Source organism: Pseudomonas sp. B611 (genome assembly GCF_055407965.1).
The window spans coordinates 376,281-388,364 of sequence record NZ_JBUZST010000004.1 but is presented as its reverse complement, the minus strand read 5'-3'; the positions used below and the strand labels follow the sequence as shown (position 1 = coordinate 388,364).

At 61.2% G+C, this 12,084-nt stretch carries 9 protein-coding genes and 1 pseudogene; all 10 read left to right on the top strand.

Annotated features, from left to right (window positions below; genetic code table 11):
• The first annotated feature begins 92 nt into the window (after positions 1-92).
• The 10 genes and pseudogenes from ACZRMO_RS12465 (at position 93) to ACZRMO_RS12420 (ending at position 12,014) form a co-directional block, all read left to right on the top strand.
• The gene (locus ACZRMO_RS12465; protein WP_463973047.1) at positions 93-1,028 is read left to right on the top strand and encodes a choline ABC transporter substrate-binding protein; all 936 of its coding nucleotides are present in this window, start codon (positions 93-95) and stop codon (positions 1,026-1,028) included.
• Between the two features lie 152 nt (positions 1,029-1,180).
• Positions 1,181-2,116 (top strand): alpha/beta hydrolase, encoded by a 936-nt coding sequence (locus ACZRMO_RS12460; RefSeq protein WP_463973046.1) that lies wholly within the window; start codon positions 1,181-1,183, stop codon positions 2,114-2,116.
• 103 nt (positions 2,117-2,219) lie between these two features.
• Positions 2,220-3,191 (top strand): prolyl aminopeptidase, encoded by a 972-nt coding sequence (pip, locus tag ACZRMO_RS12455; protein ID WP_463973045.1) that lies wholly within the window; start codon positions 2,220-2,222, stop codon positions 3,189-3,191.
• Entirely contained in the window at positions 3,188-3,625 is a 438-nt protein-coding gene (dtd, locus tag ACZRMO_RS12450; protein WP_017738823.1) for a D-aminoacyl-tRNA deacylase, read from the top strand. The genes pip and dtd overlap by 4 nt, the downstream gene beginning before the upstream one ends.
• A gap of 267 nt (positions 3,626-3,892) precedes the next feature.
• On the top strand, positions 3,893-5,629 hold the full coding sequence (locus ACZRMO_RS12445) for a glucan biosynthesis protein G (protein ID WP_463973044.1): 1,737 nt from the start codon (positions 3,893-3,895) through the stop codon (positions 5,627-5,629).
• A pseudogene (mdoH, locus tag ACZRMO_RS12440) lies at positions 5,622-8,230 on the top strand (glucans biosynthesis glucosyltransferase MdoH). The gene ACZRMO_RS12445 and the pseudogene mdoH overlap by 8 nt, the downstream one beginning before the upstream one ends.
• 148 nt (positions 8,231-8,378) lie before the next feature.
• On the top strand, positions 8,379-9,179 hold the full coding sequence (locus ACZRMO_RS12435; RefSeq protein WP_463973043.1) for a transporter substrate-binding domain-containing protein: 801 nt from the start codon (positions 8,379-8,381) through the stop codon (positions 9,177-9,179).
• A 219-nt stretch (positions 9,180-9,398) separates the two neighbouring features.
• Positions 9,399-10,196: a transporter substrate-binding domain-containing protein gene (locus tag ACZRMO_RS12430; protein ID WP_026137058.1), complete on the top strand. Its 798-nt coding sequence runs from the start codon at positions 9,399-9,401 to the stop codon at positions 10,194-10,196.
• A 131-nt stretch (positions 10,197-10,327) separates the two neighbouring features.
• On the top strand, positions 10,328-11,287 hold the full coding sequence (locus ACZRMO_RS12425; protein ID WP_017738828.1) for an amino acid ABC transporter permease: 960 nt from the start codon (positions 10,328-10,330) through the stop codon (positions 11,285-11,287).
• On the top strand, positions 11,280-12,014 hold the full coding sequence (locus ACZRMO_RS12420) for an amino acid ABC transporter ATP-binding protein (RefSeq protein WP_017738829.1): 735 nt from the start codon (positions 11,280-11,282) through the stop codon (positions 12,012-12,014). Before ACZRMO_RS12425 ends, ACZRMO_RS12420 begins: the two co-directional genes overlap by 8 nt.
• The last annotated feature ends 70 nt before the right edge of the window (positions 12,015-12,084 follow it).

The following is a 12,084-nucleotide window of genomic DNA, read 5'->3' as shown; positions in this document are numbered from 1 at the left end:
CCCAGTGCAACTGCCCGTCGCCTCAGTTCGTGTGCACCCAGGCCCCACTGGTTAAGGTTGTGGAATAACAACAGCCGAGTGAGACCGCCTCCATGCAAAAAAACCTGTTGAGCCTGATCGGCGCCGCCCTGTTCAGCGCACACGCCATGGCCGCCGAACCCGCTTCCTGCAAAAGCATCCGCATGGGCGTGGTCAGTTGGACCGACGTGGTCGCCACCTCCGGCATGGCCGACGTGCTGCTCAATGGCCTGGGCTACGACAGCAAGCAGACCAGCGCCGTGCAGCAGATCATCTTTGCCGGCATCCGCGATAAGCGCCTGGATATTTTCCTCGGCTACTGGAAGCCGGCGATGGACAACAACATCGCGCCGTTCCTCGCCGCCAAACAGGTCAAGGTCTTTGATAAACCCAGCCTCGCCGACGCCCAGGCGACCCTCGCCGTGCCGCAATACGTGGCCGACGCGGGCCTGAAAACCTTTGCCGATATTGCTCGCTTCAAGGACAAGCTGGGCGGCAAGCTCTACGGCATCGAGCCCGGCAGCGGCGCGAACACCGATATCCAGAAAATGATCGACACCAACCGCTTCGGCCTTGGCGGCTTCAAGCTGGTGGCCTCCGGTGAGGCGGGGATGCTGGCGGCGGTGCAGCGTGCGGTGAACCGTAAGGAGTTCGTGGTGTTTGTCGGTTGGACGCCGCACCCGATGAACATCAATATGAAAATGGCCTACCTCACCGGCAGTGAGGACGTGTTCGGCCCCGACGAAGGCCGCGCCACCGTGTCCACCGTCACCGCGCCGGACTTCGCCGAGCGCTGCCCCAATGCCAACCGCCTGCTGGAAAACCTCACCTACACGGCTGCCCAGGAGAGCCAGTTGATGGTGCCGATCATGGAGCGCCAATCCCCGCAGGATGTGGCCAGGCAGTGGTTGCGCGACCATCCCGAGGATTTGCAGCGCTGGCTGGCCGGGGTGACGACGTTTGATGGCCGGGATGGCGTAGCGGCTGTGCAGGCCAGCCTCAAACCCTGAAACAAACACGGTAAATCAAACAAAGAGGGGCAATGTGGGAGCTGGCTTGCCTGCGATAGCGGTATATCAGTTAATCAAAAGTTGCCTGGCACACCGCCATCGCAGGCAAGCCAGCTCCCACAGTTGATCTCCATCGTCAGGGAAGTCTATGCATGTCCCACTACCCGATATCTTCGCCAATGCGCGCCTTTGTGGATAAAACCGAATCCTTCACCACCACCGACACCTCCCTGGCCAGCCTGCGCCAGAACTACAACCGCATGTGCCAGGCCTTCACCCCGCCATCGCCGCAAGACCTGCTCATCGAAGATTTTTCCCTGGGCGGCGTAGCCGTGCGCAGTTATCGACCCACCACAGCCACCCCTTCCAACGGCTGGCCTTGCCTTCTATATCTGCACGGCGGCGGCTGGGTGGTCGGCGGGTTGGATTCCCACGACTTCATCTGCTTTGAACTGGCCACTGCGCTACAGGTGCTGGTGATCGCCATCGACTACCGCTTGGCCCCTGAACACCCGTTCCCGGCGGCGTATGAAGATTGCCGCCGCGTGTGGCAGGCGATCCAGGCGGGGCAGGGGCCGCATGCCATCAACCGCCAGCGCCTGGTGGTGGCGGGCGATAGCGCGGGGGGCAATCTGGCGGCGGCGTTATGCCTGGGCTTGCGTGACGACGGGCAGCCGTTGCCCTTGGCTCAAGCGCTGATCTACCCGGGGCTGGGTGGCCCGGCGGATTTACCGTCGCGTCGTGATTGCGCGGATGCGCCGTTGCTGAGTACGGCAGATACCTTCGATTACCTGGCGTTGTATCTGTCAGACGGCGGGACATCCTCGGCCTACGCCAGGCCGTTGTTGGCTGAAACATTCAGCGGTTTACCCAAGGCCTTCATCGCCGTGGCCCAGTTCGACCCCTTGCGCGACGACGGCAGGCTGTACGCCGAACGCTTGCAGGCGGCCGGCGTCGACACGCTGCTGTATCCCGGCAAAGGCCTGGTGCACGGCTGCCTGCGGGCGCGGCGGCAGGTGGCGGAGGTGGATCAACTCTACGACTACCTGCTGGGTTACCTGAGGAGCCAAGGGCTGACACAGGTCTAAGCGCTCAAGGACATGCTCATTGCACAATTCGGGTTTATAGTGCCAGACGGCAAAATAAAAGACGTCCCCCCAGGGATGAACCCGACCCCTTACGGAGCGCGCAATGCAGACTTGGTTTCCACAGATCAAACCCTACGCCCGGCACGATCTGGCCGTCGATGACACGCACACCCTGTACGTCGACGAAAGTGGCTCCCCCGAAGGCTTGCCTGTCGTCTTCATCCACGGTGGCCCTGGCGCCGGTTGCGATGCCAACAGCCGCTGCTATTTCGATCCGAACCTGTATCACATCGTCACCTTCGACCAGCGTGGCTGCGGGCGTTCCACCCCCCGTGCGAGCCTGGAAAACAACACCACCTGGGACCTGGTCGCCGACCTTGAGCGCATCCGCGAACACCTGGGTATCGACAAATGGGTGCTGTTCGGCGGCTCCTGGGGCTCGACCCTGGCCCTGGCCTACGCGCAAACCCACCCTGAGCGTGTGCTTGGCCTGATCGTGCGCGGCATCTTCCTCGCCCGCCCGCAGGACATCGAATGGTTCTACCAGGCCGGTGCCAGCCGCCTGTTCCCGGATTACTGGCAGGACTACATCGCACCGATCCCGCCGGAGGAGCGCCACGACATGATCGCGGCCTACCACAAGCGCCTCACCGGCAACGACCAGATCGCCCAGATGCACGCGGCCAAGGCCTGGTCCGGCTGGGAAGGGCGCATGCTCGGCCTGTGCCCGAGCCCGCAGCATGTGGAGCGTTTCTCCGAGCCGCAGCGCGCGCTGTCGATTGCGCGGATCGAGTGCCACTACTTCACCAACAACTCCTTCCTGGAACCCAACCAGCTGATTCGCGACATGCACAAGATCGCCCATCTGCCTGGCGTAATCATCCATGGCCGCTACGATATGATCTGCCCGTTGGATAACGCCTGGGAGCTGCATCAGGCGTGGCCCAACAGTGAATTGCAGGTGATTCGCGAGGCTGGGCATGCGGCATCCGAGCCCGGTATTACCGATGCGTTGGTGCGTGCGACCGGCGAGATGGCCCGGCGCCTGCTCGACCTGCCGCCCGAAGAAGCATGAAAGGTTTGTTACAAAGGGTGCGCGGCGCCCGGGTCGAGGTCGCGGGCGAAATTGTCGGGGCCATCGACCAGGGTTTGCTGGTGCTGGTGGCGGTCGAACCGGGCGATACGCCCGAGAGCGCCGACAAACTGTTGCACAAGCTGCTTAACTATCGGGTGTTCAGCGACGATGAGGGCAAGATGAACCTGTCGCTGAAGGACATCGATGGCGGATTGTTGCTGGTATCGCAGTTCACCCTGGCGGCGGATACCAAGAGCGGGTTGCGGCCGAGCTTCTCCACGGCGGCCCCTCCGGCCTTGGGCGCGGCGCTTTTCGAGCATTTGCTGGTACAAGCGCAACAATTGCATGGCAAGGTGGGGTCGGGGCGTTTTGGCGCCGATATGCAGGTGCATTTGGTCAATGATGGCCCTGTGACCTTCCTGCTCCAGACATGAATGTATTAAAAACGACTTTTAATGCCTAAAAACGCAGGTTTTCACTACAAATACTTCGTTGCCCCTGATGCGTTGTCTCGCGGGCTACTAGATAATCGCGCGCTACGGGGATCAGCGTTGTTTGGTCCATTTTTGACTTAGGTAGAGACTTGTCCGACTGCCAATGGGGAATCATTTTGCCCCAGGGGAGTCGGAACAATGCTCGCCAACCTGGCATATAGATAGCTGGCCGTTGGTTTTTTGATCTGTTTTCGGCGAGGGTTGCTCGTGATTGTTAGTCCCTGTAATGCACCAAAATTGTCTGCCAAACGGTTACGAAACGCCCTGGTGACGGGCTCTGCCCTGTTTTGCCTGTTCGGCGCGGGTCAACTGTGGGCATTCAGTCTGGATGATGTGTCGGCCAAGGCTAAAGAGCTGGCCGGGCAGAAATACGAAGCGCCGCGCAGCAATCTGCCGAACGAATTCCGCGAAATGAAATTCGCTGATTACCAGAAGATTCGTTTCCGCAACGAAAAAGCTGAGTGGGCCGATCAGAACACCCCATTCAAGCTGTCCTTCTATCACCAGGGTATGCACTTCGATACGCCGGTGAAAATCAACGAAGTCACGGCCGACAGCGTCAACGAAATCAAATATGACGCATCGCGTTTCGATTTCGGCGACATGAAGCTTGATCCAAAAGCCACCGAACAACTGGGTTATGCCGGTTTCCGTGTGCTGTACCCGATCAACAAGGCCGACAAGCAAGACGAAATCATGACCATGCTCGGCGCCAGCTACTTCCGCGTCGTCGGCAAGGGCCAGGCCTATGGCTTGTCCGCCCGTGGCATGGCGATCGACACCGCGTTGCCGTCTGGCGAAGAATTCCCGCGTTTCACCGAGTTCTGGATCGAGCGTCCGAAACCAGGTGAAAAACAGCTGGTGATCTTTGCCCTGCTGGATTCCCCGCGTGCCACCGGCGCGTATCGCCTGACCCTGCGTCCGGGCACCGACACCATTGTCGATGTGAAATCCCAGATGTACCTGCGCGACAAGGTCAGCAAACTGGGCGTGGCCCCGCTGACGAGCATGTTCCTGTTCGGTGCGAACCAGCCGTCCAAGGTGCTCAACTACCGTCGTGAACTGCACGATTCCAGCGGTCTGTCGATCCATGCCGGCAACGGCGAGTGGATCTGGCGCCCACTGAACAACCCTAAACACCTGTCGGTCAGCAACTTCACCGTCGAAAACCCGAAAGGTTTCGGCCTGCTGCAACGTGGCCGCGATTTCAGCCACTACGAAGACCTCGACGACAACTACGACAAGCGCCCAAGCGCCTGGATCGAGCCTGAAGGCGACTGGGGCAAGGGCTCCGTTGACCTGGTAGAGATCCCGACCGCCGACGAAACCAACGACAACATCGTTGCCTTCTGGAGCCCGGCCGAGCTGCCTAAACCGGGCGAGCCGCTGGACGTCGCCTACCGCCTGCACTGGACCATGGACGAGAAATCCCTGCACCCGGCCGACAGCGCCTGGGTCAAGCAGACCCTGCGTTCCACCGGTGACGTGAAGCAGTCCAACCTGATCCGTCAGCCGGACGGCAGCGTGGCCTACCTGGTGGACTTCGAGGGCCCGTCCCTCAAGGCGCTGCCGGCGGACGCCCCGGTGCGTAGCCAGGTGAGTGTTGGCGACAACGCTGAACTGGTTGAAAACAGTGTGCGCTACAACGAGCACACCAAAGGCTGGCGCCTGACCCTGCGCATGAAGATCAAAGACGCAGGCAAGCCGACCGAAATGCGTGCGGCCCTGGTGCAAGACATCGCCAAGCCTGAGCCTGAGAAGGATTCGAGCCACGTGCTCAAAGCCGACAAAGTGCTGGCCAAGCAACACGAGAAGCAGGCCAAGAAAGACGCAAAAGACGCGAAAGACAAGCAGCCAGAAGCTGCCCCAGCCACACCGGAGCCGATCAAGACCGAACAAGTCCTGACCGAGACCTGGAGCTATCAGTTGCCTGCCGATGAGTAATTCCCAAGCCACGCCAGAGACTCTGCAAGAGTACCTGGCGCACCTCCCGATGACTGCCGAGCAGCGCGCCGAGCTGGCGGGCTGCAAGTCTTTCAGCGAGTTGCATGAACGCTTGTCGTCGTCCACCTTCGACGCCCCGACCGACGCCGCCCAAGCGTCGGTGGGTTCTCGGCTGCTGCTCAACAGTGCCGAAGAACTGCAAGACGCCGAAATGCTCGTGCTCGACGCCGAAGGCCGCGTGTGCCTGAAAGCCACGCCGCCGATTCGTCGGACCAAAGTGGTGCCCGAGCCTTGGCGCACCAACATCCTGGTACGCGGCTGGCGCCGGATGACCGGTCGCACCAACCCGCCGAAACCGCCGAAAGACGAACGTGTACTGCCGGCTGCGCGCTGGCGTACCGTGGGTTCGATCCGTCGCTACATCCTGCTGGTGCTGATGCTCGGCCAGACCATCGTTGCCGGCTGGTACATGAAAGGCATCATGCCGTACCAGGGCTGGTCGCTCGTCGACTTCGACGAAATCCGCAACCAGACCCTGCTGCAAACCGCCACCCAGGTCCTGCCTTACGCCCTGCAAACCAGCATCCTGATCATGTTCGGGATCTTGTTCTGCTGGGTCTCGGCCGGTTTCTGGACCGCGTTGATGGGCTTCCTGGAACTGCTGACCGGTCACGATAAATACCGCATCTCCGGTAAAAGTGCCGGTGACGAGCCGATTCCAAAGGACGCCCGCACCGCGCTGGTGATGCCGATCTGCAACGAAGACGTGCCCCGCGTATTCGCCGGCCTGCGCGCCACCTTCGAATCGGTGGCCGCCACGGGCGACCTGGACCGCTTCGACTTCTTCGTGCTCAGCGACAGTAATGACGCCGACATCTGCATCGCCGAACAGCAAGCCTGGCTCGACGTGTGCCGTGAAGCCGGTGGTTTCGGCAAGATCTTCTATCGCCGTCGTCGCCGTCGCGTCAAACGCAAAAGCGGCAACCTCGACGACTTCTGCCGTCGCTGGGGCGGTGACTACAAGTACATGGTCGTTCTCGACGCCGACAGCGTAATGAGCGGCGAGTGCCTGACCAGCCTGGTGCGCCTGATGGAAGCCACGCCGGATGCCGGGATTATCCAGACCGCGCCGCGTGCGTCGGGCATGGACACCCTGTATGCGCGCATGCAGCAGTTCGCCACCCGTGTGTACGGCCCGCTGTTCACCGCCGGCCTGCACTTCTGGCAGCTGGGTGAATCCCACTACTGGGGTCACAACGCGATCATCCGCATGCAGCCGTTCATCGAGCACTGCGCCCTGGCGCCGTTGCCGGGCAAAGGCGCGTTCGCCGGTGCGATCCTCTCCCACGACTTCGTTGAAGCCGCGCTGATGCGCCGTGCCGGCTGGGGCGTGTGGATTGCCTACGATTTGCCGGGCAGCTACGAAGAACTGCCGCCGAACCTGTTGGACGAACTCAAGCGTGACCGTCGCTGGTGCCACGGCAACCTGATGAACTTCCGCCTGTTCCTCGTCAAAGGCATGCACCCGGTACACCGCGCGGTGTTCCTGACCGGCGTGATGTCATACCTGTCGGCGCCGTTGTGGTTCTTCTTCCTGGTGTTGTCCACCGCGTTGTTGGCGGTAAACACCCTGATGGAGCCGCAGTACTTCATGGCCCCGCGCCAGTTGTACCCGCTGTGGCCGCAATGGCATCCCGACAAGGCGGTGGCACTGTTCTCCACCACCATCGTGTTGCTGTTCCTGCCGAAGTTGCTGAGCATCATCCTGATCTGGGCCAAGGGCGCGAAAGAGTTCGGTGGCAAGTTCAAGGTGACCCTGTCGATGCTGCTGGAGATGCTGTTCTCCATGCTGCTGGCGCCGGTGCGGATGATCTTCCACACCCGTTTTGTCCTGGCCGCGTTCCTCGGCTGGGCGGCGACCTGGAACTCGCCACAGCGTGACGACGACTCCACGCCGTGGAGCGAGGCGGTCAAGCGCCACGGTCCGCAAACTGTGCTGGGCTTCCTGTGGGCACTGTTGGTGGTATGGCTGAACCCGAGCTTCCTGTGGTGGCTGGTGCCGATCGTCGGTTCGCTGATGCTGTCGATCCCGGTCTCGGTGATTTCCAGTCGGGTCAAGCTGGGCCTCAAGTCCCGCGACGAGAGCCTGTTCCTGATTCCTGAGGAATACAATCCGCCGCAGGCGCTGCTGTCCACCGAGAAGTACACCCACGAAAACCGCTGGCATGCGCTCAACGACGGCTTTGTACGGGCCGTGGTCGACCCGCAGCAGAACGCCCTGGCCTGTGCCCTGGCGACCTCACGTCACCGCGAAGCGGAGCCGATCGAGTACCTGCGCGCCGAGCGTGTTCGCCATGCGTTGAAAGTCGGCCCTGCCGGCCTCAACAACGGCGAGCGTGTGGCCTTGCTCAGTGACCCGGTCGCCCTGGCCCGCCTGCACGAGCAGGTCTGGAACGAAGGGCATGCCGAGTGGCTGGGGGCGTGGCGTGAATCGATCAAGGCTGATCCGCACGCACCGTTGCTGCCGCTGCAACCGCAAGTCTCCCAGGCCCAGCCGGCCTGATTCAGACGCCCCCGGGGGTTCACTCCGGGGGCTTTTGAAACGCTGGTCCTACAGCGTTTCGCGCTTCTTCCTGTTAGCGCTAACTCCTTGTTATTTCGAAACAAAACTCCCTCTTTCGAGGCGTATTGCCGTGCCTGCGGCTGGGTTAGCATCGCCCCGCAAATTTGATTCGTCACGGGGATATTCATGTTCAAAAGGTATTGTTCGGCGTTGTTGGTTGGCGCTGTCGCATTGATGGGTAATGGCCCGCTGTTTGCCGGCGCCCTGGATGACGCGGTGCGGCGCGGCGTGCTCAAGGTGGGTACCACGCCCACCTATGTACCCTTTGAAATGACCGACCGGCAGGGGCGTATTGTCGGCTTTGAAGTCGACTTGCTCCACGCCATGAGCCGGGCCCTGGACGTTGAGCTGGAGTTGGTCGCGGTGCCCTACACGGAGCTGCTGCCGGGGCTGCTGGCGAAACGCTTCGACCTGATCGGCAGCGGCATGACCGTCACCCAGCAACGCAACCTCAAGCTGAATTTCAGCGATGCCTTCATGGTGGTGGGCCAGACCGTGTTGCTGCACCCCAGCCTGGCGGGCAAGGTCACCAGCATCGAAGACCTGGATGAGGCGGGCTACCGGATCGCGGCCACGGAAGGCACCACCGGGGAGCTGGCGGCGCAACGGTTCCTGGGGGCGGCCCGGCTCAACAGTTTCACCACGCCGGAAGAAGGCGTGCGGCAAGTGGTGGAGGGCAAGGCTGATGCGTTTGTCCACGATGCGCCCTATAACCTGATCGCCATTAGCCGACCGGAAAACGCCAGTCTGTATGCCCTTGAACAACCCTTTACCTACGAGCCCCTGGCGTTCGGCCTGAAAAAGGGCGATTACGACAGCCTCAACTGGATCAATCACTTCCTCAACCAGGTGGCCCAGGACGGCACCTATGATCGGCTGCACGACAAGTGGTTCAAGGACACGGCCTGGATGGCAGACGTTGAGTGAAAGTCATAACTGCTTACATATCAGCCGATTGCCAAGCACGGTCGCTGAAGCGTCTACCCCTGCGGTTCCCCCGGCGTCTGTGGGGTTTTTCTGACATACGCCGACAACAAATACCCGTGAAACCTTTGTGACGGGCAGCGAGTGGGTTAGGATCGCACCCCGTTATGGTGCAGCCCTTTTGTGCGCCGACCTTATAAGAATCGTTCAGGGGACTTGATGATGAAAAAGTATCTTTCGATGCTGCTGCTCGGCGTCACCGCGCTGGTCGCGGCCAATGCGGCCCAGGCCGGTGCGATTGACGATGCGGTCAAGCGCGGCACGCTGAAAGTCGGCATGGACCCGACCTACATGCCATTCGAAATGACTGACAAGCGCGGTGAAATCATCGGCTTCGAAGTCGACATCCTCAAGGCCATGGCCAAGTCCATGGGCGTCAAGCTGGAGCTGGTGTCCACCGGTTATGACGGCATCATCCCGGCCTTCCTGACCGGCAAGTTCGACATGATCGGCAGCGGCATGACCCTGACCCAGGAGCGTAACCTGCGCCTGAACTTCAGCGAACCGTTCATCGTGGTTGGCCAGACCCTGCTGATCCGCAAGGACCTGGAAGGCACCATCAAGTCCTACAAAGACCTGAATGACGAGAAATACCGCCTGACCTCCAAGCTGGGCACCACCGGTGAGATGGTCGCCAAGAAGCTGATCTCCAAAGCCAAGTACCACGGCTATGACAATGAGCAAGAAGGCGTGCTGGACGTGGTCAACGGCAAGGCTGATGCCTTTGTGTATGACGCGCCGTACAACGTGGTCGCCGAGAAGAAAGTCGGTAACGGCAAGCTGGTGTTCCTCGAAGAACCGTTCACCTTCGAGCCATTGGCGTTCGGCCTGAAGAAAGGCGATTACGACAGCATCAACTTCATCAACAACTTCCTGCACCAGATCCGTAACGACGGCACCTACGATCGCATCCATGACAAGTGGTTCAAGAGCTCCGAGTGGCTCAAGGACATGGAATAAGGCTCTAGACCGAGTTGCCTGTATCGCAGGCAAGCCAGCTCCCACATTTGACCGTGTTCACACAGCAAAATGTGGGAGCGGGCTTGCCCGCGATGGCGGCCTCACAGGCAACACACATCGCGGAAAGTTAAATGAAACAGAAAAAAGCCCAATGGCCCTGGCACCTGCTGACCGTGGTCGTGCTGGTTGGCCTGGCCGGCGCCTTGTACTACGCCACCTCGTTGATGTCTTACGAGTGGCGCTGGAACCGCGTACCGCAGTACTTCGCCTACCAGGCTGAAACGTCCCAGCGCGCGGCGGATATTTCCACCGTGGTCGAGCTGGTGCGTAAAGGCGATGTCGCCGAAGTGACCCTGCGCAACGACGCGGGTGCCGAGCAAAAGCTGACTGTGGCCGACAACAGCCTGCAAGTGGCGCGTGGCGATGACGTGGCCGAAGGCGACGTGATCGGCGTGACCCGGCATTGGGCGTTGGGCCCGTTGATGTGGGGTTTGTGGACCACGCTGTGGCTATCGGTGGTGTCCGGCATCCTGGGGCTGGCGATCGGCTTGGCGACCGGCTTGTGCCGGCTGTCCAATAACCCGACCTTACGCGATCTGTCGACGATCTACGTCGAACTGGTGCGCGGAACGCCGCTGTTGGTGCAGATTTTCATCTTCTATTTCTTTATCGGCACGGTGCTTAACCTGTCCCGGGAATTCGCCGGGATCGCCGCGCTGTCGCTGTTCACCGGCGCCTACGTGGCAGAGATCGTGCGCGCCGGCGTGCAGTCCATTACCCGTGGCCAGAACGAAGCCGCCCGCTCCCTGGGCCTGAGCGCCAGCCAGTCGATGCGCCATGTGGTGTTGCCGCAGGCGTTCAAGCGCGTGCTGCCGCCGTTGGCCGGGCAATTTATCAGCCTGGTGAAAGACACCTCGCTGGTCTCGGTGATTGCCATCACCGAACTGCTCAAAAGCGGCCGCGAAGTGATCACCACCTCGTTCTCGCCGTTTGAAATCCTGTTCTGCGTTGCAGGGTTGTACCTGTTGATCAACCTGCCGCTGTCGAAAATGGCCAGCCGGCTTGAGCGGAGGCTCGCGCAAAGTGATTGAAGTCCGCGATCTGGTAAAAGTCTTCGACACCCGCGGCCATGTGGTGCGCGCGGTGGACCACGTGACCACCCAGGTGGCCAAGGGCGAAGTGCTGGTGGTGATCGGCCCGTCGGGCTCCGGCAAGTCCACCTTCCTGCGCTGCCTCAATGGCCTGGAAGAGTTCGACTCGGGTTCGGTGAGCATCGACGGCCTGCAACTGGCCGACCCGAAGACCGACGTGAACGCCTATCGTCGCGAAGTCGGCATGGTGTTCCAGCACTTCAACCTGTTCCCCCACATGACCGTGCTGGAAAACCTTTGCCTGGCGCAAAAAGTCGTGCGCAAGCGCGGCAAAAAAGAGCGCGAGGCCAAGGCCCTGGCGTTGCTGGAAAAGGTCGGCATTGCGCAGAAGGCCAATGAGTTTCCCTCGCGCCTTTCCGGTGGCCAACAGCAACGGGTCGCGATTGCCCGCGCGCTGGCCATGGAACCCAAGGTGATGCTGTTTGATGAGCCCACCTCGGCGCTGGACCCGGAAATGGTCGGCGAAGTGCTGGACGTGATGAAGACCCTGGCCCTGGAAGGCATGACCATGGTCTGCGTCACCCACGAAATGGGCTTTGCCCGTGAAGTGGCCGACCGGGTGTTGTTCTTCGATCACGGCAAACTGCTGGAAGACGCGGCCCCGGCCGAGTTCTTCGACGCGCCGAAAGACCCGCGTGCCCAGGCCTTCCTGCGCCAAGTTCTATAACTCTCCGTCGGATGGATGGGCTTTTTGTGGCGAGCGAGCTTGCTCGCGCTGGGCCGCGCAGCGGCCCCAA